20 protein-coding genes are annotated in these 24257 nt (G+C 53.6%); 14 read left to right on the top strand and 6 right to left on the bottom strand.

The features are described 5' to 3' along the window. Positions 1-94: 94 nt before the first annotated feature. Together ompX and HB631_RS15125 are read left to right on the top strand one after the other, a co-directional pair. A complete protein-coding gene (gene ompX / locus HB631_RS15130; RefSeq protein ID WP_213991998.1) occupies positions 95-613 on the top strand; it encodes an outer membrane protein OmpX in 519 nt (172 codons plus the stop codon). Between the two features lie 776 nt (positions 614-1389). Then, positions 1390-2985, top strand: a complete 1596-nt coding sequence (locus HB631_RS15125; protein WP_213991997.1) for an ABC-F family ATPase — start codon at positions 1390-1392, stop codon at positions 2983-2985. On the opposite strand, the gene moeB is transcribed toward HB631_RS15125, so the two are convergent. Both moeB and moeA read right to left on the bottom strand, forming a co-directional pair. Next, positions 2939-3733 carry a molybdopterin-synthase adenylyltransferase MoeB gene (gene moeB, locus HB631_RS15120; protein WP_213991996.1) on the bottom strand — a complete coding sequence of 265 codons (795 nt, stop codon included), beginning with the start codon at positions 3731-3733 and terminating at the stop codon, positions 2939-2941. The genes HB631_RS15125 and moeB overlap by 47 nt on opposite strands. A 29-nt stretch (positions 3734-3762) precedes the next feature. Continuing rightward, complete coding sequence (moeA, locus tag HB631_RS15115) at positions 3763-4998, bottom strand: molybdopterin molybdotransferase MoeA (protein ID WP_213991995.1); 1236 nt, start codon at positions 4996-4998, stop codon at positions 3763-3765. A gap of 354 nt (positions 4999-5352) precedes the next feature. Between moeA and HB631_RS15110 the strand changes: the two genes are divergently transcribed. The 5 genes from HB631_RS15110 to gsiD are packed head-to-tail and all read left to right on the top strand — an operon-like array spanning position 5353 to position 11742. After that, the gene (locus HB631_RS15110; protein WP_213991994.1) at positions 5353-6300 is read left to right on the top strand and encodes an isoaspartyl peptidase/L-asparaginase; all 948 of its coding nucleotides are present in this window, start codon (positions 5353-5355) and stop codon (positions 6298-6300) included. Further along, positions 6300-8327: a dipeptide ABC transporter ATP-binding protein gene (locus tag HB631_RS15105; protein ID WP_213991993.1), complete on the top strand. Its 2028-nt coding sequence runs from the start codon at positions 6300-6302 to the stop codon at positions 8325-8327. Before HB631_RS15110 ends, HB631_RS15105 begins: the two co-directional genes overlap by 1 nt. 29 nt (positions 8328-8356) lie before the next feature. Beyond that, positions 8357-9898 (top strand): glutathione ABC transporter substrate-binding protein GsiB, encoded by a 1542-nt coding sequence (gene gsiB, locus HB631_RS15100; protein WP_213991992.1) that lies wholly within the window; start codon positions 8357-8359, stop codon positions 9896-9898. 8 nt (positions 9899-9906) lie between these two features. After that, complete coding sequence (gene gsiC / locus HB631_RS15095; RefSeq protein WP_213991991.1) at positions 9907-10827, top strand: glutathione ABC transporter permease GsiC; 921 nt, start codon at positions 9907-9909, stop codon at positions 10825-10827. A 9-nt stretch (positions 10828-10836) separates the two neighbouring features. After that, positions 10837-11742, top strand: coding sequence for a glutathione ABC transporter permease GsiD (gene gsiD / locus HB631_RS15090; RefSeq protein WP_213991990.1), 906 nt, complete (start codon positions 10837-10839; stop codon positions 11740-11742). 89 nt (positions 11743-11831) lie between these two features. Here the strand turns inward: gsiD and HB631_RS15085 are convergent, their stop codons facing one another. Beyond that, positions 11832-12659 (bottom strand): 5'-nucleotidase, lipoprotein e(P4) family, encoded by an 828-nt coding sequence (locus HB631_RS15085; protein ID WP_213991989.1) that lies wholly within the window; start codon positions 12657-12659, stop codon positions 11832-11834. A gap of 282 nt (positions 12660-12941) precedes the next feature. On the opposite strand from HB631_RS15085, the gene HB631_RS15080 reads away from it, so the two are divergent. Next, a complete protein-coding gene (locus HB631_RS15080) occupies positions 12942-14051 on the top strand; it encodes a PQQ-dependent sugar dehydrogenase (RefSeq protein ID WP_213991988.1) in 1110 nt (369 codons plus the stop codon). A gap of 124 nt (positions 14052-14175) precedes the next feature. Here the strand turns inward: HB631_RS15080 and HB631_RS15075 are convergent, their stop codons facing one another. Beyond that, positions 14176-14802, bottom strand: coding sequence for a glutathione S-transferase family protein (locus HB631_RS15075; RefSeq protein WP_213991987.1), 627 nt, complete (start codon positions 14800-14802; stop codon positions 14176-14178). 427 nt (positions 14803-15229) lie between these two features. On the opposite strand from HB631_RS15075, the gene HB631_RS15070 reads away from it, so the two are divergent. The 4 genes from HB631_RS15070 to HB631_RS15055 all read left to right on the top strand — a co-directional run bounded on the left by HB631_RS15070 (position 15230) and on the right by HB631_RS15055 (position 19209). Beyond that, entirely contained in the window at positions 15230-16015 is a 786-nt protein-coding gene (locus tag HB631_RS15070) for a MetQ/NlpA family ABC transporter substrate-binding protein (RefSeq protein WP_255557032.1), read from the top strand. A 91-nt stretch (positions 16016-16106) separates the two neighbouring features. Continuing rightward, complete coding sequence (locus tag HB631_RS15065) at positions 16107-17123, top strand: methionine ABC transporter ATP-binding protein (RefSeq protein WP_213991985.1); 1017 nt, start codon at positions 16107-16109, stop codon at positions 17121-17123. Next, positions 17116-17775 carry a methionine ABC transporter permease gene (locus HB631_RS15060; RefSeq protein WP_213991984.1) on the top strand — a complete coding sequence of 220 codons (660 nt, stop codon included), beginning with the start codon at positions 17116-17118 and terminating at the stop codon, positions 17773-17775. The genes HB631_RS15065 and HB631_RS15060 overlap by 8 nt, the downstream gene beginning before the upstream one ends. A 231-nt stretch (positions 17776-18006) precedes the next feature. Then, entirely contained in the window at positions 18007-19209 is a 1203-nt protein-coding gene (locus HB631_RS15055; RefSeq protein WP_213991983.1) for a serine hydrolase, read from the top strand. Positions 19210-19258: 49 nt separating this feature from the next. On the opposite strand, the gene HB631_RS15050 is transcribed toward HB631_RS15055, so the two are convergent. Beyond that, positions 19259-20548 (bottom strand): aromatic amino acid transport family protein, encoded by a 1290-nt coding sequence (locus HB631_RS15050; RefSeq protein WP_213991982.1) that lies wholly within the window; start codon positions 20546-20548, stop codon positions 19259-19261. A gap of 1670 nt (positions 20549-22218) precedes the next feature. On the opposite strand from HB631_RS15050, the gene ybjM reads away from it, so the two are divergent. Next, positions 22219-22602 (top strand): inner membrane protein YbjM, encoded by a 384-nt coding sequence (gene ybjM / locus HB631_RS15045; RefSeq protein ID WP_345945714.1) that lies wholly within the window; start codon positions 22219-22221, stop codon positions 22600-22602. Positions 22603-22776: 174 nt separating this feature from the next. Here ybjM and HB631_RS15040 read toward each other — a convergent pair whose 3' ends face one another. Next, positions 22777-23046 carry a GrxA family glutaredoxin gene (locus tag HB631_RS15040; protein WP_213991980.1) on the bottom strand — a complete coding sequence of 90 codons (270 nt, stop codon included), beginning with the start codon at positions 23044-23046 and terminating at the stop codon, positions 22777-22779. A gap of 246 nt (positions 23047-23292) precedes the next feature. Between HB631_RS15040 and rimK the strand changes: the two genes are divergently transcribed. After that, entirely contained in the window at positions 23293-24195 is a 903-nt protein-coding gene (rimK, locus tag HB631_RS15035) for a 30S ribosomal protein S6--L-glutamate ligase (protein WP_213991979.1), read from the top strand. Positions 24196-24257: the final 62 nt, after the last annotated feature.

Raw genomic sequence — 24257 nt, 5'->3', positions numbered from 1 at the left:
ACGTTCACTTGGACAACAATTATTAAGCAGAGTTTCGTGCTATTTTTTGTTATATTTTCGTGGTTAGGACGTAAATTTCACATTTGAGGTGGGTATGAAAAAAATTGCATGTCTTTCAGCTTTAGCTTGTGTTTTGGCCGTAACAGCAGGTTCAGCCACTGCAGGCGACAGTACCGTAACAGCAGGTTACGCCCAGGGCGATGCACAAGGCATCATCAACAAAGCCAGCGGCTTCAACTTGAAATATCGCTACGAATGGGATAATACCAATCCCTGGAGCGCCATCGGTTCATTCACGTACCTTGAAAAGAACCAGCTCAGTGACGGCAACTATCAGAAAGGCCAATACTACGGCTTTACCGCCGGTCCGGCATTCCGTATCAACGATTGGGCCAGCATCTACGGTGTCGTAGGTATCGGTGCGGGCAAGTTTACCAACAATGCCACCGAGGTACGTGATACCCATAGCAACAACGACGTGGGCGTATCTTACGGCGCGGGTCTTCAGTTCAACCCGATGGATAACGTTGCTTTAGACGTTTCTTATGAACAAAGCCGTATCCGCAGTGTTGATGTTGGCACCTGGATCGCAGGCGTAGGCTATCGCTTCTAATATTGGTTGTTCCGCGACATAAAAATTACCCGGCGGAGAACCATTCATCGGCATGGTTGATACGTTAGCCATGCCGTTTTAGTTTTGATAGCGCAATGGCCTTCTCTAATAAAAATCTATCTTCCCGCCTTGTGTCACCCTATCTGGTTCCTCCGTGTTATACAAATTTTGTCACGCTTTAAACGATGAATTTTTCATGACAGATCATGGTGGTTTTATTTGCTTGCCGACGGTTATCATTATGTATTGAAGAAAATTAATAAACTAAACGTTTATACCTGGATGCCTGATTTAATGTCTACGGTGTGGAATATCGGTTTTTTATAGGATTCATACGTATATAAGAGGTAACACAGATAAGCTGGTCGCCATAATATTGACCTATCTTTGAAATTTCATAAATTCTTTAATAAATACATCTTATATCTGTCTGTATTAACCCAGGCATTAAGATGGATGGGGCTTTTCCCTTGGCCTACGTTTCCGTCCGGTCTTCAACCCTGCCCGGGGACAAAATGATTAATATTTCTACTGGATGGCAAAGGTCTGTGTGCTTGTCGCAGGGCGGTTAAACCGCGTTCACCGGCAGCACTCTTACAGTACTTGCAGTACTTGCGCCTCCTCATGGAAATTCACCCGCGACCTCCCGCGGGATGCGGGGGTTACCTTGGATTGCCGTGCATTTCACGTATCGCTAGTGCAGACAGGGGGCGCAATTTAGCCGCGGATTGTGGCATAATGTGTTCAGTGTCACATTTCAATGAAGAGTACCTCTTTTGCTAATCAGTAATAACATCACCATGCAATTCGGCAGCAAGCCGCTATTCGAAAATATTTCCGTCAAGTTTGGCGGCGGCAACCGCTATGGTTTGATCGGGGCCAACGGCTGCGGTAAATCCACCCTGATGAAAATCCTCGGCGGCGATTTAGTGCCCAGCTCAGGCCATGTCGCCCTAGATCCCAATGAACGGCTTGGTAAATTACGCCAGGATCAGTTCGCTTTCGAGAATTTTACGGTGCTGGATACCGTCATCATGGGGCATGCGGAACTGTGGGCGGTGAAGGAAGAGCGCGACGGCATATACGCCCTGGCGGACATGAGCGAGCAGCAGGGATACCGGGTAGCCGATCTGGAAGTGCTTTACGGCGAAATGGACGGATACACCGCCGAGGCCCGCGCCGGTGAACTGCTGCTGGGTGCGGGTATACCGCTGGAGCAGCATTACGGTCCCATGAGCGAAGTGGCGCCGGGCTGGAAACTGCGGGTGTTGCTGGCGCAGGCCCTGTTCGCCAATCCGGATATCCTGTTGCTGGATGAGCCCACGAATAACCTGGATATCAATACCATCCGCTGGTTGGAGCAGGTGTTGAACGATCGCAACAGCACCATGGTTATCATCTCCCATGACCGTCACTTTCTGAATATGGTTTGTACCCATATGGCGGATTTGGATTATGGCGAGCTGCGCATTTATCCCGGCAATTACGACGATTATATGACCGCCTCCACCCAGGCCCGGGAACAGCTGGTGGCCGGTAACGCCAAGAAAAAGGCGCAGATTGCCGAGCTGCAGTCTTTCGTCAGCCGTTTCAGCGCCAACGCGTCCAAATCCCGTCAGGCCACCTCACGCGCCCGGCAAATCGAAAAAATCACGCTGGATGAAGTGAAGGTTTCCAGCCGGCAGAATCCGTTCATTCGTTTTGAGCAGGATAAAAAACTGTTCCGCAACGCGCTGACCCTACAGCAGCTTACCCAGGGTTATGAAGGCCAACCGCCGCTTATCAATGATATGAACCTGATGCTGGAAGTGGGTGAGAAGGTGGCGGTGCTGGGTGCCAACGGGATCGGTAAAACCACCCTGCTGAAAACCCTGGTGGGAGAACTGCCGCCGTCGGTGGGCGAAATCAAATGGTCTGAAAACGCCAAGCTTGGTTATTATGCCCAAGACCACGCCGGCGAATTTGCGGAGAATATTACGGTGTTTGACTGGATGAGCCAGTGGAAGCAGCCGAGCGATGACGAACAGGCGGTGCGCAGCATCCTTGGCCGGCTGCTGTTCAGCCAGGACGATATCAATAAACCGGTGGGAGTGTTATCCGGCGGGGAAAAAGGCCGTATGATGTTCGGCAAGCTGATGATGCAAAAACCGAATATTCTGCTGATGGACGAACCCACCAACCATCTTGATATGGAATCCATTGAATCGCTGAATATGGCGCTGGAACTGTATCAGGGTACGCTGATTTTCGTCTCCCATGACCGTGAGTTCGTCAGTTCGCTGGCCACCCGTATCCTTGAGCTGACGCCGGACGGCCTGGCGGATTTCACCGGCAATTATGAAGATTACCTGCGCAGCCAGGGAGTGAACTAACACCGCAGATCTCACAGTGTGGATCGCGGTGCAAGGCCATTTCGCGGAACTGCATGGTCATGGCGTCATACAGCAGCAGTTTGCCGCCGGAGGGTTTGCCAAAGGCGGTTAATACCTTGATGGCCTCCATGGCCTGTAGCGAACCAATAACGCCAACCAGCGGCGACATGACGCCTGATTCGGCGCAGGTCAGGCCTTCACTGCCGAACAGGCGGCTCAGGCAGCGATAGCAAGGCTCGTCGGGACGATAGGTAAACACGCTGACCTGTCCTTCCATACGGATGGCCGCGCCGGAAATCAGCGGTTTTCGCCGGTTGAAACAGAGCCGGTTCAACTGCTCCCGGGTGGCGACGTTATCGCTGCAATCCACCACCGCATCGCTGCCGTCGATTAACGCGCCGAGGGCGTCGTCGTCCAACGCGGCGTCATAGGTCGCCACCAGAACGTGGGGATTGATTTGCGCCAGGGCCTCGGCGGCGGATTCCACTTTCGCCATACCGATGCGCCGGTCGGTATGCAGAATTTGTCGTTGGAGATTGGATAACGCCACCTGGTCAAAATCCAGCAGGCTCAGACGGCCGACACCGGCGGCGGCCAGGTACATCGCCGCGGCACAGCCCAGACCCCCCAGGCCGACAATCAGCGCCCCTGAGGCCTTGAGCTTTTCCTGACCATCGAAATCAAAGCCGCGCAGGGTGATTTGCCGGTTATAGCGCAGCATTTCCTCGTGACTCAGTTCGTTTGACATGATCCTCCCTATATCCACGCCATGCAGCACTATGCCAGCAACAGATGATTAAACGGCTCTATTTCCACCCACTCGCCGGCTTGCTGCGGCCCCTGTTCGGCGGGCAGCACGATAAAACAGTTGGCGGCGCTGAAAGAGCTGAACACATGGGAACCCTGGTCGCCGGTGCTGCTCACCTCGATTTCGCCCTGGGCGTTGCTATGAAAATATCCGCGCTGGAAATCCATCCGGCCGGGGGATTTCTTCAACGGCGTCAGCAGCCGGGCACGCAGGCGGGCCGGGAACTGCCAGCCGACCCGGCCGGAGAGCCGGGAAATAAAAGGCTGCACCAGCTGATAAAACGTGGCCGCCGCCGAAACCGGGTTGCCAGGCAGTCCGCAGAACCAGGCATGGTCCAGCCGGCCGAAGGCAAAAGGTTTCCCGGGTTTGATGGCCAGGCGCCAAAAATTGATATGGCCTAACTCTTCCAGTACGGTTTTAGTGTAATCCGCTTCCCCCACCGACACGCCGCCGCTGGTGATCAGCAGATCCGCCTGGTTATCCGCCTGGCGGAATGCGTCGCGCAGGGCAGAGGCGTTATCGGCCACGATACCCAGGTCGATAACCTCGCAGCCCATTTGCCGCAGCATCAGGCGCACGGTAAACCGATTGGTATCATGAATTTGTCCGGCGGCAAGCGGTGCGCCGATGGGTCGTAATTCGTCGCCGGTGGAGAACAGCGCCACTTTAAGCCGACGCAGTACGGTGACCTCGGCGATGCCCAGGGAGGCCAGCAGCGGCAGTTCCGCCACCCCCAGCATCCGGCCGGCCGGCAGCACTTCTTTTCCCTGGCGAATATCGTCGCCGATACGCCGGATATTCTGACCCGCCTTCACCGGGGCGGTAAAACGAACACCGTGGTCGGTCACCTCGGCCTGTTCTTGCATGATGACCGCTTGCGCCGCCGCCGGCGTCGGTGCGCCGGTCATGATGCGAACCGTGGTACCCTCCGGCCATTCCCCGGTAAACGGGTCGCCGGCAAAGGCCTTACCGGCCAGAGGCAGCGGCAAACCGCTGTGGAGATCCGGCAGACGCACCGCATAACCGTCCATGGCGGAGTTATCAAACGGCGGAACGTTAACCGGTGAAATAATAGGTACGGCGGTTACCCGCCCGGCGGCGTCGGTTAATGACAGCGCTTCGCTGTCGGTCAGCGGATGCAGCACGGAAAACATTTTTTCCAGTGCTTGCTCCAACGTCAGCAGGGGAGAATGTGACTCGGCCATCTTGAATCCTGTGCCATCGGCCGGAGAGTGAGGCGGCCGTTAGGGGAAATAGTCGGCTATTATGGCAGAAAACCCGACCGGCGAGAATAAAAGCCTGTGGTTTCACTTTGCCGCCTTATGACTAACGAAATGCCGTTATCGCTTATGCAATCAACAATGTGCATTTCCCCTTTACACTGGCGGGCAGGGTTAATATAGTCAAAAATGATAACCTAATCGTTATATGCCACACTTATTAAAATAATATATCCAATAGATTTCGAGATGAAGGGTATAAACAAAACAAGGGGTGCCGGCATTGACCGGCGTAGCGACGGTTTTCCTATTTAGAACGTAGGCAAGGTAGTCCAACCAGTGAGCAGACCAGTGATAGTCATCCATGGCGGTGCCGGCGCCCTTGCGCGCCAAGCCATGAATGGGGAACGAGAACAGCAGTATCGCGACGCCCTGGGCCTTATCGTCCGGCGCGGACAGGGGATACTGGCCCAAGGCGGCAGCGCCCTTGACGCCGTTACCGAAGCGGTACGCCTGCTGGAAGAGTGCCCCTTGTTCAACGCCGGCAAAGGGGCGGTATACACCCACCAGGGCGGACATGAACTGGATGCCGCCATCATGGATGGCCACACCCTTGCCGCCGGCGCCGTTAGCGGCGTGACGCGCATCCGCAATCCCATTCTGGCCGCCCGCGGTGTGATGGAGCACAGTCCCCACGTCATGCTGATTGGCGCCGGCGCGGAATCTTTTGCTTTCGGCCTGGGTCTGGAGCAGGTGGCCGCGGATTATTTCTCCACCCCGGAACGTTATGCCCAGTGGCGGCGGGCACTGGACAATGACAGCGGGGCGGTGCTGGATCATGATTCGGCTTCCGATCCCATTGATGCGGATCGCAAGTTCGGCACCGTGGGCGCGGTGGCCTGCGATGAAGCAGGCCACGTTGCGGCGGCCACCTCCACCGGCGGCATGACCAACAAACAAGCCGGCCGGGTGGGGGATTCGCCGATTATCGGCGCCGGTTGTTATGCCGATGACGCCACCGCCGCGGTATCCTGCACCGGTACGGGGGAAATCTTTATGCGCCGGGTGGCCGCCTATGATGTCGCCGCGCAGATGGCCTACGGCGGCCACACGCTGATGGATGCGGCCCAGCGGGTGATTTTTGAGAAAATACAGCCGTTGGGGGGGACCGGCGGTCTTATCGCCGTGGATGCCGCCGGCAATGTGGCATTGCCCTTTAACTCCGAAGGCATGTATCGGGCTATCGGCTATGTGGGCAGCGACATTGACATCGGGATTTATCGTTGATGGCGCAGGAGCAGGCGGCAAGCCCGCAAAACGGGTCTGTAGCGGACGCCGGTTTGGTCCTGGGGGAACAGCAGGTGCTGTCGGTGCGCGACCTCAGCGTGCATTTCAGCCATGAAAACCAGGCTATCGACGCGGTGCGGGGTATTTCCTTTGAGGTCGGCCGGGGCGAAACGCTGGCGATCGTCGGGGAATCGGGTTCCGGCAAGTCGGTTACCGCGCTGTCGGTCATGCGGCTGGTGGAGCTGGGGGGAGGCCGTATCGACAGCGGAACGATGCTGTTTCGCCGCCGTAACCGCGAGGTACTGGATCTGGCGCAGGCCAAGGCGTCCACGCTGCGAACGCTACGGGGCGCCGACATGGCGATGATTTTTCAAGAACCGATGACCTCGCTGAACCCGGTGTTTCCTGTGGGGGAACAAATCGCTGAATCCATCCGCCTGCATCAGGGCATGGGTAGTCGCAGTGCGCGGGCCGAAGCGCTGCGCATGCTGGATCTGGTGCGTATCCCCAACGCGCGCAGTGCCCTGGACAGGTATCCGCACCAGTTATCCGGCGGTATGCGCCAGCGGGTGATGATTGCCATTGCCCTGTCCTGCAAACCGGCGCTGCTTATCGCCGATGAACCCACCACTGCGCTGGATGTGACCATTCAGGCGCAGATCCTGCAATTGATCCGCAGCCTGCAGCGGGAAATGCGGATGGGGGTGATTTTCATCACCCACGATATGGGTGTGGTGGCGGAAATGGCCGATCGGGTATTGGTAATGTATCGCGGCAACGATGTTGAATCGGCGCCGGTAAACCAGCTGTTTGCCGCGCCGGGCCACCCTTATACCCGGGCGTTATTGGCGGCGGTGCCTAAACTCGGTTCCATGGCCGGCCGCGATTTCCCGGCCAAATTTCCGCTGCTGAAAAGCTCGCCGGGGGGGCGGCTGTCTCCCGATATCCAGGCACGGAAGCCGGCTCGTCGCGATGAATCTCTGCCGGCACCGTTGCTTACAGGTCGCGAATCCCAAGAAATAACGCTGTTCGCCCATAGGGCTGAACAGGCATCTCTGGAAGAAGTTCCGCAAAATACCGTGCCGCCGGGTTCCGTTCCCATCCTTGAGGTGAAGGATCTGGTGGCGGGATTCGACCTGCGCGGCGGCATGTTTAACCGCGTCCGTAGCCGGGTGCATGCGGTGGAGAAGGTGAGTTTTTCCCTCTATCCCGGAGAAACCCTGGCGCTGGTGGGAGAATCCGGCTGCGGTAAATCCACCACCGGCCGCGCGTTGCTGCGCCTGGTGGAGAGCCAAAGCGGCGATATCCTTTTTAACGGACAATCCATCATCCCTTTGCAGGGTAACGCCTTGCAGCATTTGCGCCGTGATATCCAGTTTATCTTTCAGGATCCCTACGCCTCCCTCGATCCGCGGCTGACCGTCGGCTACTCCATTATGGAGCCGCTGCTGGTGCACGGCGTGGCGCAGGGCAAAGCGGCGCAGCAGCGGGTGGCGACCCTGTTGGAGCGGGTCGGCCTGCTGCCGGAACATGCCCAGCGTTATCCCCATGAATTCTCCGGCGGCCAGCGCCAGCGCATTTGCATCGCCCGGGCGCTGGCCCTGAATCCCAAGGTGGTGATTGCCGACGAATCGGTTTCCGCCCTGGATGTGTCGATACAGGCGCAAATCATCAACCTGATGCTGGATTTGCAGCGTGAATTCGGCATCGCGTTTTTATTTATTTCCCATGATATGGCGGTGGTTGAACGCATCAGCCACCGGGTCGCGGTGATGTATCTGGGACAAATCGTGGAGATTGGCCCGCGGCGGCAGGTCTTCGCCCACCCGCAGCATCCCTACACCCGCAAACTGATGTCCGCGGTGCCGGTGCCCGATCCTTCGCGCCGCCGGCCAGAAAGTGTTTTACTGGTAGATGAAATTCCCAGCCCCGTGCGGGCGCTGGGCGATGACCCCCTGGTTGCGCCGCTGGTGAAGGTGGGAGCGGGACATTATGTTGCCCGTCATCCTGTCGGCGGCGCCTACTGACAAGGATTTTTCATGGAGAACGAAACGTTATGACACAGCATAAAATCAAAGGTCACTGGCTGGCGGCGGCGGCGGTACTGGCGGCCCTCTCTTCAGCGCCGGCATGGGCCGCCAAAGACGCGGTGATAGCGGTAGGATCCAACTTCACCAGTCTCGACCCCTATGATGCCAACGATACGTTGTCCCAGGCGGTGGCCAAATCATTTTATGAAGGACTGTTCGGCTTCGATAAAGACATGAAGCAGGTGAATGTCCTGGCGACCAGTTATCAGGTCAGTCCCGACGGCATGACCTATATCATCAAGCTGCGTACCGGGGTGAAATTCCAGGACGGCACCGATTTCAACGCCGCCGCGGTGAAGGCCAACCTGGACCGCGCCAGTAACGCGGATAATCATCTGAAGCGTTATAACCTGTTCAAGATGATTGACAAGACCGAAGCGGTGGATGCCGATACGGTAAAAATCACCCTGAAAACTCCGTTCTCCCCGTTTATCAATAACCTGTCCCACCCGGCGGCGGCCATGATCTCCCCGGCGGCATTACAAAAATACGGCAAAGAGATCGGCTTCCATCCGGTGGGTACCGGCCCTTATGAATTCGTGGTCTGGAATCCCACGGACTTTGTGAAGGTAAAACGTTTCGATGGCTACTGGCAGAAGGGGGCGGCTAAGCTGGACAGCATTACCTGGCGTCCGGTGGTGGACAACAATACCCGCGCGGCCATGCTGCAAACCGGCGAAGCCACCTTCGCTTACCCGGTGCCCTACGAGCAGGCCGCCGTGCTGGCGAAAAACAGCAAGCTGGATCTGGTCTCGGCGCCCTCCATCCTGCAGCGTTATATCAGCCTGAACGTGACGCAAAAGCCCTTTGATAATGTCAAGGTGCGCCAGGCCATCAACTATGCCATCAATAAAGATGCCCTGATCAAGGTCGCCTATGCCGGTTATGCCGTGCCGGCGCAAGGGCCGCTGCCCACAGGCATAGACTATTCGGTGAAATACAAACCCTGGCCCTATGATCCGGCCAAGGCCCGCGAGCTGCTTAAAGAGGCGGGTTATCCCAACGGCTTCACCACCACCCTCTGGTCGTCCCATAATACCAGCACCTTCCAGAAAGCCCTGCAGTTCACGCAACAGCAGCTGGCCCAGGTGGGCATCAAAACCACGGTAACCGCCATGGATGCCGGCCAGCGCGCCGCCCAGGTGGAATCCAAAGGGGTGAATGAAACCGGCGTGCGCATGCTGTATACCGGCTGGTCGGCCTCCACCGGCGAGGCGGATTGGGCGCTGACGCCGCTGTTCGCCACCCAGTCCGCGCCGCCGGCCATTTTTAATACCGCCTTTTACAGTAATCTCCAGGTGGATAAAGATCTGATTGATGCGCTGAAAACCACCGATCGCGGCGAGAAAACCCGTTTGTATAAAGACGCGCAGGATAAGATCTGGGCCGATGCGCCTTGGGTATTCCTGCTCACCGAGAAATTGCTGTATGCGCACAGCAAAAACCTCACCGGTTTTTACGTGATGCCGGACAGCTCGTTTGATTTCACCCACGCCGACATGAAATAGCCCAGCCTATGCTGAACTATTTTATCAAGCGTCTACTGGGGCTGGTGCCGACACTGCTGATCGTGGCGGTGCTGGTATTCCTGTTCGTCCACCTGTTGCCCGGGGATCCGGCCAGGCTGGTGGCGGGCTCCAATGCCGACGCCTCGGTAGTGGCGCTGGTCCGGCAGGATTTAGGGCTGGATAAGCCTTTGCCGGAACAGTTTTACCGTTTTATGACCCACGCGGTACGCGGTGATTTCGGGCAGTCGCTGGTATCAAAACGCCCGGTACGTGAAGAGATCGCTTCCCGGTTTATGCCCACCTTTTGGCTGACCCTCACCAGCATGGTGTGGGCGGTGATTTTCGGTATGGCCTTGGGCATCGTTTCGGCGGTGTGGCGCAATCGCTGGCCGGATCGAATCGGCATGACCCTTGCGGTATCGGGCATCTCGTTTCCCGCCTTCGCGCTGGGCATCCTGCTGATGCAGGTTTTTTCGGTTTACCTCGGCTGGCTGCCCACGGTGGGAGCCGATAGCCTGAAGCATTATATTCTGCCTTCCATCACCCTGGGAGCGGCGGTGGCCTCCATCATGGCGCGCTTCACCCGCGCCTCCTTTGTGGAGGTCATGCAGGAGGATTATATGCGTACCGCCCGCGCCAAGGGGGTGCGGGAATTCTGGGTGATCGTGAAGCACGGTTTACGCAACGCCATGATCCCGGTTATCACCATGATGGGCTTGCAGTTTGGGTTTCTGCTGGGGGGCTCCATTGTGGTGGAAGCCGTCTTCAACTGGCCCGGTTTGGGCCGTTTATTGGTGGATTCGGTGGAAATGCGCGACTATCCGGTGATCCAGGCCGAAGTGCTGCTGTTTTCCCTGGAGTTTATTCTGATTAATTTATTGGTGGATATGTTATATGCCGCGATCAACCCGTCTATCCGGTACCGTTAAGGACCTGGGATGAAATTCTGGCGACGCGAGGCCGCTCTCGCGACCCTGCCGGTGATGTCTTCCCATCCCGTGCGCACACCCTGGCATGAATTCTGGCGCCGGTTCAAACAACAACCCCTGGCGCTGGCGGCGGGTATTTTTGTTGTGCTGCTGATTATCGTGGCGCTGCTCGCCCCCTGGATAGCACCCTTCGATGCGGAAAACTATTTTGACTACGATCGGCTGGATCAAGGCCCGACGCTGGTTCACTGGCTGGGGGTGGATTCCCTGGGGCGGGATATTTTCAGCCGGATCCTGATGGGCGCGCGCATCTCCCTGGCGGCGGGATTCTTTTCGGTATTGCTGGGTATGGCGGTGGGCACGGCTCTCGGCCTGGTGGCCGGTTATTACGAGGGCTGGTGGGATCGGCTGATTATGCGCATCTGCGATGTACTGTTCGCCTTTCCCGGGATTTTGTTGGCCATTGCGGTGGTGGCCATTATGGGCAGCGGCATGACCAATGTAATTATCGCGGTGGCGATTTTCAGTATCCCGGCCTTTGCCCGCCTGGTGCGCGGCAATACCCTGGTGTTAAAGCACCAAACCTTTATTGAATCCGCCCGCAGCATCGGCGCCCCGGATCGCACTATCATCCTTCGTCATATCCTGCCCGGCACCCTCTCGTCCATCGTGGTGTATTTTACCATGCGTATCGGCACCTCCATCATCACCGCCGCCAGCCTGTCGTTTCTCGGCCTCGGCGCGCAGCCGCCGATGCCGGAGTGGGGCGCCATGCTCAACGAGGCGCGTGCGGACATGGTGACCGCGCCCCATATCGCCATATTCCCCAGCCTGGCGATATTCCTGACGGTGTTGGCGTTCAATCTGCTGGGGGACGGACTGAGGGATGCCCTGGATCCGAAGCTGAAGAATTGACAAGGGATATCCGCCTGGCAGGCGCGGCTAATTATTCGTTGCCACAAGCCTATATAGCCATTACCATAAATATTTTATTAATTAATTTCCTATTTACCATCCCACGCATCAATCATCTTATCGCGGATCTTCAGCTTGTCCTGGTCGCTCGCTGCTGAATACGCTTTTGATAAACCATTCTCCCAATCGCCATAGCTGGGGTTGGGCAGCATGATATATTTGTGGCCGAATTCGTCCTGATGACGATTCACAAAATCCCGGCGCTGGATATTCAACTGGTGATAAGGCTCGCCGCTTAAATCATTGAGGTTATCCCCGACAAACACCGCGATATCATAACCCTGTTTTTCCACCGCGTCGAAACGATCGACTTTATTGGTATTGCCGCCGGCGGGTTTTAACAGCAGTGTCTGGGGCGTGACGTCGGCAAATCCCAATGCGTTGAGGTTGTCCACCGTGGCGCTGTAGTCCTTCTGGTCGCGATTGGAGACATAAAAAATCCGCCCGCCGTGCTCGTTAACATAATGGGAAAAGTCCACCGCTCCGGGCAGCGCTTTGGCTTTTCGGGCCTCGATCCAGCGACTCCAGCTGGCGTTAGTAAAGGGGTGATGATTTTTTATTTGCCAGCCGGCGTAGGCGCTGTTGTCAATCATGGTTTCGTCCAAATCCACCACCACGGCTTTTTTTAGACCCGGTTTTGGTCTGGCCTGGATAAAGGCCATTTCGGCGGCGTTGAATGCCTGGTATGACAATGCACTGTACTCGCCGGACTGCTGCATCCAATTGACGGCGAACACCGTCTGATTCGTTAGTTTCAGTTGCGCCGTGTCGGCAGCGGCAGGGGGCTGAGGGGAAACACATCCGCTGCCTAACAGGCTGAGGATGATAACGGCGAGACCGAATTTCGAGGTATGCATTGCCACTCCTTAACTCATCCCTACTGCCATGCAATATCTTTATGGAAATAATATTTATTATAATCATAAATTAATTAGCAATATTCAATTGATTAATTATAAAACAAAAATAATCGTCAGTGACGGCCTGGCTAAATCGCGAATTTCCATATGCAGCATTCGTTAAAGGCGGCATTCTTTTCAAGCCACTTTGTCAGTTAATGTAAAACCGGCGTCGCTTCGTCGCATAACCTGAACGTCATTTCTACGCTTAAACGGGAATGTTTTGAGGGAGACAATTAAATGCGACGGATATTCGCCTTACTGCTGTCTGGCGGCCTGCTTTTGACAAGCGGGCAGGGAGTAGCTGCCGAAACGCGGGTTACGCCGGTAGTGACGGGCCTGGACCATCCCTGGTCGCTGGCTTTTTTGCCCCAGGATAAAGGGATATTGATCACCGAACGACCGGGCAGGCTTCGTTATTGGTTGCCGGGACAGCCGTTATCGGCGCCTATCGAGGGGGTCCCCACTGTTTACGTACATGGTCAGGGAGGGCTGTTTGACGTGCTGCCGGCCCCGGATTTTGCCCAAACGCGACGTATTTATCTCAGTTATGCCGAACAGGGTAAAGATGATGCCGGAACGGCGGTGGGATATGGCCGTTTATCGGAAGACCATCGCCGGCTGGAGGATTTTAAGGTGATATTCCGCCAGCAGCCGAAACTCTCCAGCGGCGAGCATTTTGGCGGACGTCTGGTCTTTGATCGCCAAGGTTTTTTGTTTATCAGCCTGGGTGAAAATAACCGCCGCCCCACCGCGCAGGATCTCACCAAACATCAAGGTAAAATAGTACGATTGACCGGCGAAGGCGATGTGCCGCCGGACAATCCCTTGGTGCATGATGAAAATGCCAGGCCGGAGATATGGTCCCTGGGGCATCGCAATCCCCAGGGGTTGGCGCTGAATCCCTGGACCGACGAGGTCTGGGAAAACGAACACGGCCCAAAAGGCGGCGACGAAGTCAATATTATCGCCAAAGGCGCCAACTTCGGCTGGCCCATTGCCACCTACGGTATCAATTATTCCGGATTGAAAATCCCCGAGGCACAGGGCGGCGTGGTGGCGGGAACCGTACAGCCGGTGTGGTACTGGCAAAAGTCCCCCGCGGTCAGCGGTATGGCATTTTACGATGCGGCCCGTTTTCCCGCCTGGCAGCGCTCCTTGTTTATCGGGGCATTGAAACAGCAAGCGCTGATTCGGTTGACACTGGATGGTGACAAAGTGACATCAGAGGAGCGGTTGCTGGAGAGCCGGGGTAAACGCATTCGCGATGTGCGGGTCGGTCCGGACGGGTTTGTCTATGTACTGACGGATGAGCGCAAAGGAGAATTGTTAAAGCTGGAGCTGGAATAATCCTCCCCACGTGCCGGGGGGAATTGTTTAAGCCGTCACTGGAATAGTCCCCCGGTGCCGGGGCGTGTTGCTTAAGCAGTCACTGGAATTATCTTCCCCGGGCGCCGGTGCGCCCGGAGAAAGGTCATGCAAGGGGGATCATGACTCTGGATTGAAAGGCGGGTCTGGCTGAAACGGCGTCGTACCAATGCTGCAAATGCGTGCGTGGCTTACGGCGAATATCCATGTTGAACCAATGATAAGCATAACAGCCGATAGGTATATCGCCGATACCAAAGCCGTCACCGGAGAAATACGACTGTTTTGCCAGCGCGTTCTCGGCAATATCAAAAAGCAACTCGCAGCGTTTAATACCGGCATTGATGAGCTTCTGATCCCGCGGGTTGGCCTTCACCTGGGCAGCATTGATCAGTAAAGGCTCCAGAGCCGGCGCCAGGCTGGACAGGGTCCAGTCCATCCATTTTTCGGCGGTGGCTCGCACTGAGGCATCCGCCAGCAACCAGGTGCTCTGGCCGTATTTGGCCGCCATGTAACGCACTATGGTATTGGATTCCCATAATACCAGGTCATTTTCATCGTCCTGCAAGCAAGGAACCAACCCGTTGGGATTGAGGGAAAGAAATAAAGGCTCTTTGACTTTGCCATGGATGCCTCCGGCGGGAATGGCATTAAAGGTCAGATCAAGCTCTGCGGCACACCATAACACTTTTTTAACATTCACCGAGTTTTCATGTCCCCAAATCGTCAGCATTGCATCCTCATCGTGTTAATTTTAACTAAAAATAGCCATTATTTGCGGTCGATGCCATGCCGCGATGTCTCTTTCAATGCAGCAACCGATAAATATATCTTATATGCTTTGCCGATTTATGGATTCATTTCAGCATAAGCGATACGTCTTATTCTCCATGCCAGTGCGAGCCACTATTTTTAGGGTTGACTCCCGTATATTTGTCTAATAAATTCTCGTATAAAATAATGATATTTTCGGTTGGGGCAATTTCACGATATATTGTATCAAAGCAGCCCCTCTCGTGAAGAATACTCTATACCGTTATGATATTTATGATTTAATCGTCAAATCAAAGATCAAAGTCACATTTTCTTTATTCAGGATATTCATTGTCATGACATTCACAAAAATCGTACGGTCGCTATTGCTTCTGGGGCTATTCGCAATGGGGTCTCAGTCGGCCCAGGCAAACAGCGATCCTAAAACCATTGTGTTCGGTGTCGCCCCCGGTCCGTATGGGGACATGGTTAATCAGGCCATTAAGCCGGAGCTGATGAAAAAAGGCTATAAAGTGGTTGTGCGGGAATTCAGTGATTATGTGCAGCCGAATATGGCTTTGGCCAACGGCAGCATTGATGCCAATCTTTTCCAACATACCTTGTATCTGGAAAAATTTGCCGCCGATAAAAACCTTAAGGTGTCAGCCTTAATTGCGGTGCCTACCGCCAGTATGGGCTTTTACTCTCATACCCTGACCCATCTCGATCAATTGAAAAAAGGGGATATTGTGACCCTTTCCAATGACCCCACCAACCTGGCCCGTGGCTTACGGTTTTTGCAAAAGCTGGGTTTGATTACCATCAAGGAGAATATAGACCCCACCAAAGCCTCGGAACATGATATCGCCGAGAATCCCCGGGGGTTAATATTCAAGCCGCTGGAAGCCGCTCAATTACCTCGTACCCTGGACAGCGCTGCCGGGGCATTGGTTAACGGCAACTTCGCTTTTGCCGCCGGGCTAAAACTGTCCAGCGCCCTGGCCCTTGAGACCCTGGATGAAAATCTGAAAAATGTCATTGCCGTGCGTACCGACGATATGGATAAGCCTTTTGTAAAAGATATCAAGGCTGCCGTGTTATCCCCGGCATACGCTGCGGTAATCAACGATCCCTCATCGGTTTTCAGCCAATTCCAGAAGCCTGAATGGATGCAGGCCGCCGCCAAACCTTAAGCTTTGCGCAGGCGGACAATACGCCGCCGGGATATTTTTGCTTGAGCGGGATGTTTTTTTCCCCTGAAAGTTATCGTGGAGTCTGCGGATAATGATTTTTCTAGACCATGTCAGCGTCGATTTTTCCCGGCGGAAACAGCAGGCGGTTCGTGCGGTGGATGATGTCAGTTTGCATATCAAACGAGGGGAAGTTTTCGGCATTGTGGGCGCCAGCGGGGCGGGTAAAAGTACCGTCTTGCGTACCATCAATCTGCTTACTCGGCCCAGCTCCGGGTCGGTTATGGTCAATAACGCCAGGGTGGATGCCTTGAGTGGTCTGGCATTGCGGCGTCAGCGGCAAAAAATAGGTATGATTTTTCAGCATTTCAACTTGATGCATACCCGGACGGTCGCCGGCAATGTAGCCTTCAGCCTGCGCGCAGCGGGAAAATCGTCCGCTGAAATAGCACAGCGGGTGCCGGAAATCCTGGCGCTGGTGGGGCTGTCGGATAAAGCCGATGCTTTCCCGGCGCAATTAAGCGGCGGTCAGAAGCAGCGGGTCGGTATAGCCCGCGCCATCGTCAACCGGCCGGAAGTGCTGCTTTGCGACGAACCGACCTCGGCCCTGGACCTGGAAACCTCCGCCTCCATCCTGGCGCTGTTAAAAGAAATTAATACCCGCTTAGGGATCACCTTGGTGCTGATTTCCCATGAAATGACGGTGATCAAAAATATTTGCGATCGGGTCACTGTAATGACCGGCGGTAAAGTGGTTGAAGAGGGCGATGTGTTTGATATTTTCGCCGCCCCCAGGCATGAGTTCACCCGCCAGTTGGTCTCCCATAGCTTTAATTTGGAGCTGCCGCCACGCCTGATGCAGGATTTGCGCGGTACGTTGCTGAAAATCATGTTCGTCGGCGCATCCGCCGAGCAACCGGTACTGTCTCAGGCGACGGCCCGCTTCGGCGTGTCGGTGAATATTCTGCACGGCAAAATCGAATATATTGGTTATCGCGCCCTCGGATTGCTGGTGGCATTGCTGACCCATCCCGACCGGCCGGAGCAGGTAGCCGCCGCAGTGCAGTATATACGTGAGAATACCGCGCAAGTGGAGGTGCTACATGGCTGATTTATGGCTTGATCTTACCACCGCCTTCGGTGAGACATTTCTGATGGTGGGAATTGCCACGCTGTTTTCCATTATTGGCGGACTGCCGTTGGGGTTTCTGATGTATGTCACTGACCGCCATGTGTTCTGGCAAAACCGCTGGCTCTACCTGACCGGTACCGTGGCGGTTAATATCATCCGTTCCATCCCGTTCGTTATCCTGTTGGTTTTGTTATTACCGTTGACGCAGTTTTTGCTGGGGAATACCATTGGCCCCATTGCCGCATCCGTGCCGCTTTCGGTGGCGGCAATCGCTTTTTATGCGCGACTGGTGGACGGGGCATTGCGTGAGGTGGATCCGGGCATTGTCGAAGCCGCCGAGGCGTTTGGCGCCAGTCCGCTGCGCATCATTACCACGGTGTTGTTGCCTGAAGCCCTGGCCGGTTTGTTAAGGGGGTTGACGGTAACCCTGGTCAGTCTGATAGGCTACTCCGCCATGGCGGGCATTGTCGGCGGAGGAGGCGTGGGGGATTTAGCAATACGCTTCGGTTATTACCGTTATGAGACCAACGTGATGATTATCACCGTGATTGCGCTGATCATCCTGGTGCAGGTCGTGCAAGTTGTGGGCGACTATCTGGCGCGGCGAGCCGATCGGCGCGGAAGGCGTTGATACAACAAACCGGCCTTGGCGCTGAGGCGATGCCGGCCCAAGTCACATCAGGACACAAAATGCTGGAAATTTGTTCTTGATGCGGCAAAGTTAAAGGGTATTGAATAAACTCAATCAGCTGGAACATGATTCATACTCCCTGAAAGCTGTTTTATCAGGTTGCTACGCTCAATCCGCTACCGTGAGTAACGCGGTAACCATTTTATATTGAATGGATACTCTGGCCACGTCATGAAGAATTTCGCTCTCCCAAAAAAAAGTCATGCTCTAACCTTCGGTGCCTTGTTGGTGTTCACCGTCACAGCCGCTCAGGCCGAAACGGCGCCCGGTGTGCCGCAGATCAATGCCAAGGCCTATATCCTGATGGATTACCAAAGCGGCACCGTTTTGGCTGAATCCAACGCCGATCAGCGTTTGGATCCCGCCAGCCTGACCAAGATCATGGCGAGTTATGTCATCGGTCAGGCCATCAAGGCCGGGAAAATTACCGAGCAGGATAAAGTCACTATCGGTAAAGATGCCTGGGCCACCGGCAATCCGGAATTGCGCGGCTCCTCTTTGATGTTTCTCAAGCCCGGCGAGCAGGTCTCGGTGGCTGATTTGAACAACGGTGTGGTTATTCAATCCGGTAATGACGCCAGTATTGCATTGGCGGACTATGTCGCCGGCAGTCAGGATGCGTTCGTCAGCCTGATGAATAAATATGCCGATGCCCTTGGTCTGAAAAACACTCACTTTATGACCGTGCACGGCTTGGATGCCGAAGGACAATACAGCACCGCGCGGGATATGGCCTTGCTGAGCCAGGCGCTGATTCAGGACGTTCCGGATGAGTATGCCCTGCACAAACAAAAAGAATTTACCTATAATAAAATCAAACAGTTGAACCGGAATCGCCTGCTTTGGGATGGCAATCTGAATGTGGACGGTATCAAGACCGGCTATACCAATGGTGCCGGCCACAGCCTGGTGGCCTCGGCCTCCGACAGCGGTATGCGTTTGATTTCCGTGGTTCTGGGCGCCCCCACCGACAGCGTGCGCTTTCGCGAAAGTGAAAAGCTGCTGACCTGGGGATTCCGCTTTTATGAGACGGCGACGCCGATTACCGCGGCCCACGCCTTTACCCGTCAGCGGGTATGGTTCGGCGATCGCAGCGAAGTGGATCTCGGCGTTGCCAAAGATGCTTCCGTGACCTTGCCTAAAGGACAGATGAAAGGGTTGAAGGCATCCTTCACCCTCAACTCGCCTTATCTGGAAGCGCCATTAGCGCGACATCAGGTGGTGGGCACCATAGATTTCCAATTGGACGGCAAAGTTATTGAGCAACGTCCGCTGGTGGTGTTGGACGAGGTACAACGAGGCGGGTTTTTCCGTAATATCTGGGATTGGTTCCTGCAAAAACTGCATAGCTGGTTCGGGTTTGCAATGAACTGATCAATAAAAAACCTCCCCCCGGGGAGGTTTCAGGCTGCTGACCGGCATTTTACATCAACTTATAAATAATCGCCGCCAAGGCAATGAATCCCACTCCCCAGACAAAATAGTTGCTAACCGCGCCGCGGTAGCGGGCCATCGCCGGCACTTTTTGAATGGCATACATCGGCAGCAGGAACAATAGCACGGCGATGATGGGACCCCCTAGGGTTTCGATTATTCCAAGGATACTGGGGTTCTTGGTTGCCGTTAGCCAGGCGGTGATAAGCATGAAACCACCGGTCAGTTTATTCACCATGGCCGGGTGAACTGTTTTGCCGCACTTATGTATCGTTTTGGTGAGCAAGCCGGAAAACCCCTCGCTGGCGCCCAGATAATGGCCGAGGAAAGATTTGGTTATCGCCACGAAGGCCACCAGCGGCGCCAGCATTCCGATAAATGGATTATTAAAATGATTGGCCAGGAAAGTCAGTATTGAAATATTTTGCGCTTTGGCATCAGCTAGATGTGCCGGTGATAAGCTCAATACACAGCTAAAGACAAAAAAGATTACTGTCAGCACCATAAGAATATTGCTAAAGAATAATATCTTTGAACATTTCTGCTCGGCCTGGTCACCATATTCGTCACGTTTTGCCATGGCAAACGCCGATATAATAGGCGAATGATTAAAAGAAAAAACCAGCACGGGTATGGCAAGCCATAGGGTATTGATTAATCCACCCCGGCCCGCGTCGACGATTAACAGCGGCTGGCGGAATATATCGGCGTTCCAGTGAGGAATCAGGGAGATCGCCAGAAACAGCAATATCGCCACGAAGGGAAATACCAGTACGCTCATTACCTTGACGATAATGTATTTTCCCAAGCGAACAATGCTCATCAAACCGGCGATCAGAATGAGTGCCAATAATGCGCGTGGCGGAGCGGAAAGATGGAACTGGTGTGTGATGACATTTTCGACGGTATTGGTGATCGCCACGCCATAAACCAGCAAAATGGGATAGATGGCAAAAAAATAGAGCAGTGTAATAAGATTTCCCGCCCGGGAACCAAAATGCTGCTCCACCACATCGGTGATATCATTGCACTCCGGTTTGCCTGATAAGACGAGGCGGCACAGACCCCGATGGGCATAAAATGTCATGGGAAAGGCGAGTATGGACATAATCAGTAATGGTAATAAACCGCCAATGCCCGCGTTGATCGGCAGAAACAGTACTCCGGCACCAATGGCTGTGCCGTAGAGGCCCAGCATCCAGACCGAATCCGATTTGCGCCACTGCATGACCGTTCTGTGACGGACCACCGAGACAGAAGTCGCTTGCGTCGTATCCATTAATTCTCCGAAGTAAGACCAGGTACATGAGCCAAATAGCGCAGTTGAACCGCTGCTTAAATAACCCACTTCATATTATGGCAAAAGGGTAAAGGTACGGTATGTCAATAATCAAAACCGAATAGACGTTGAAAAACAGTCTGTATAATATAGGCTTTATGCCAGATATTCATGCAAAAAAGTGGCTTTTTTTGAGCTCGGTCGATTATTTAATAACGATAGTGAAACTTTCTGTTTAATATTTACCAGTAGCATTTACATTAATCGATAAGAGAAAGTTATTCTTCGGTGAGAATTAAATTTCTTCAATATAAATATAATGTGCTTTATAGTCTTATTATATTCAACAATTTCATAAGGTTAATGATGGAGTAATTGAACTAATGTTAACTGCATGTCATTTTAGTGGTTAACTATCCCCTGTAGATATTAATAAGAAAATAATGTACATAGCCGTGTTTAGTCGAAACCCATTTGATGCATAATCTTATTATAAGCTAGTAATTGACATAAATATTAATTTACCTGCGTTATCATATGATGTTGTTTATATAAAAAGAGGATCATCCGCTCTGATGCGATGCTATTAATGCAGTGATGTCCACGCTTTTACAGGGAAACAAATTGGACGCGGTAACTACCCTATCGGACAGAGTCACAATGAGCAAGGCGCCATGTAGGGGCTTACATGAAAGCGTTGCGCTAATCTGCGGAGAGGGGACGGTGTTTAGGGGTTTTGCGGGCAATAAAAAACCCGAAAGTCTTGAACCTAAGAAGGCGGGACAATCGGGCTCCTCAATTTGGGGACATCAAAGAAAAGCAGTGGCACTAATTCAGACTCTATGAGGTAAAGAAAGTTCTTGATCACGGAATTTTTTTTTTATCCATGAAGTATGCCCTTCTTAATCATTGGCTGAATTAGCCGTCATAAAGGATTTTCTGCTGGGTGAAGCAGAAATACCGCTATAGGCAGATGTTCCCGGCAGACGCGGAACGGGGCTCAAGGATTAGCCATAAAGCGCGGGCGCTTTCCCTTGTCATCGGTTGCGGTCTCTGGCAAGGCGGGATGAATGTTGATAATTTCTAATGTATGCCGTGGCCGCCGCCAGTAAGAAAAAACTGAATCTTTTATCCCTTTGACATGAACCGGGAGACCGTAATGCATAATTCGCCTTTTTGTCCGGCATTGTTCCCATGAAAAGAAGAAGGCGGCATAGGGATTTTTTCTGTTGAAAAATATCAGTGGAATGACACGTTTGTAGTAAATAACCGGATTTTTTTATCTTATCGGGAAGAATTATCTTCCATATTTAATAACAAAATGTCATTGCTCCTTAACATACCCGATACGTTAATATTCACGATCGGTAACCATATTGTTACCAGCAACTATTTGATATTAATGAATTTATCCGGTATATTCATTTTTATAAAATACGAGACGAATTCAAATATCCATATGAGTTATTAAGAGTAGGTTATTGCCTTCGGACTCATAAACGATATGGCGCACTTCATAAAGATCTCCCCTGCCGCATAACGCAGGGAAAAACCGATCTTTTATCTGATTGTGATTGTTTAGGCTATGCCGAAGATCATGATTTCTCTTTTTTCGTTGAACATCAGGTAATCATGGACTTTCCCACTGGGGCTGTGTAGCTGGAAAAACGATGGGGCGAAAAATGGCGATGAAACGGCTAAGGGTAGGAACCATAAGCAGTGCTGTACTGTTCCTTGTGGTCTTTGCCAGTCAAGAGAGCGGGTTCATTGTATTGAACGAAAAACACCACGGGGCGGCGCTGGGGTTCCTGCTGTATTTGTTGCCGGGGGCCATCGGCGGCCTGTTGTCCCGCGGCAGTAAAATCACCTGTCCGTTGCTGGGTGCCTTGCTGGTGTCACCCCTGTGCCTGTTACTGTTTAATGTGAGCAATACGCTGCATTATTCCCTGTGGTATCAGGTGACCTATTTATTAAGCGCGCTGTTCTGGTGTGCCTGCGGCGCGCTGGTGTGCTTTTTTGCCGGCGAGATCGTTAAACGTCGTCCTCTGCTGTGAGCGGTGTAAACCGGTCTTCAGACTGAAGACAAACGTCCTCGGAGTCACTTGAGGCGAGACAGGATGTTAGAAGGGTAAACCGGCCCATAACGCTACGATTGGGCATCCTTTCCCGGCCGGGCGCGTTGTCTATCAGCGCGCACCGGTAAAAACCGGCCCGCGGTATAATGTCGTTTATTGCTGCTGGTATAAACTGAGGTTTTCCTTGGCGTAGGCTTCAAAATCCGTACAGCCGCCGATATGAACCTGGTCGAGAAAAATTTGCGGCACGGTTTCTACGGTTTTACCTACGGTCTTGGACAGATCGGCTTTGGAAATCCCTTCGGCATGGATATCGACGTAACGGTAAGAGAAGTCATCCCGTTCAACAGTCAGTTTTTCAGCCAACTCTTTAGCGCGCACACAATAAGGGCAGCCCGGACGTCCGAAAATGACAGCAAACATATTCACTCCTTAACGTATAAATTGACAATCGAAACGAATCAATGAAAGTTAATTACGCTTCTTGTTGCCGTTTACTATGCCTGTGACCTGCGTCAAAAAAAAGCAGTAATTTCCTTTCAGTTTAATGCCCCTAACCTATCGAAAACGCCGCGACGCTGTTTTCAGCCGGTAGGCAAAACATTGCTCGACCGAAACCGGCCCGCGGATTATTATCAACCGGATTATGACCACAAAGCAGGGTACTGTGTGAAAATAGCCATTTTATCCCGGGACGGTTCTCTTTTTTCATGCAAGCGGTTACGGGAAACCGCCGAGGCTAACGGTCATAGCGTGGATATCATCGATCCGCTCTCCTGCTACATCAATATCAATTGTGCCGCGCCATCCATTCACTACCGCGGCAAGCGCCTGGCACCCTATGATGCGGTTATCCCCCGCATCGGTACCGCCATTACCTTTTATGGCACGGCGGTATTGCGTCAGTTTGAAATGCTGGGCAGCTATCCCCTTAATACTTCCGCCGCCATCACCCGGGCCAGGGATAAGCTGCACTCATTGCAATTACTGGCAAGAGAAGGAATAGATTTACCGGTAACCGGTTTTGCCGATTCACCCGACGATACCGGCGATCTGATTGCCATGGTCGGCGGCGCGCCTCTGGTGGTGAAATTGGTGGAAGGCACCCAGGGGATAGGCGTGGTCCTGGCGGAAACCGCTCAGGCCGCCAAAAGCGTTATCGACGCGTTTCGTGGTCTGAAAGCCCAGTTCCTGGTACAGGAATATGTGCATGAGGCGCAGGGCAGCGATATCCGTTGCCTGGTCATCGGCAATCAGGTTGTGGCGGCCATCGAGCGTCAGGCGCAGCCGGGAGACTTTCGCTCCAATCTGCATCGCGGCGGTTCGGCCCGCAACGTCACTATTACCCCCGCTGAACGGGCTATCGCGATCAAGGCGGCGGCTACCTTGGGACTGGCGATTGCCGGGGTGGATATCCTGCGCGCCAAGCGCGGTCCGCTGGTGATGGAGGTCAATGCGTCGCCGGGTCTGGAAGGGGTGGAAAAGGCCACCGGTATTGATATCGCCGCTATGATGATTCGCCATATCGAACAGCATGGACAACCTACGCTGTTATCAGCACCGTCTTGCTAAATGAAGCAACGGCACCTAAAGTCGGCATTTTCGGATTATGCCCTGTTTGCAGGCCGACAGCG

The sequence above is a fragment of the Sodalis sp. dw_96 genome (assembly GCF_018449575.1).
Taxonomy (GTDB): Bacteria; Pseudomonadota; Gammaproteobacteria; order Enterobacterales; family Enterobacteriaceae; genus Acerihabitans.
The sequence above is the reverse complement of the archived record's forward strand: the minus strand, read 5'-3'. Positions and strand labels throughout refer to the sequence as shown.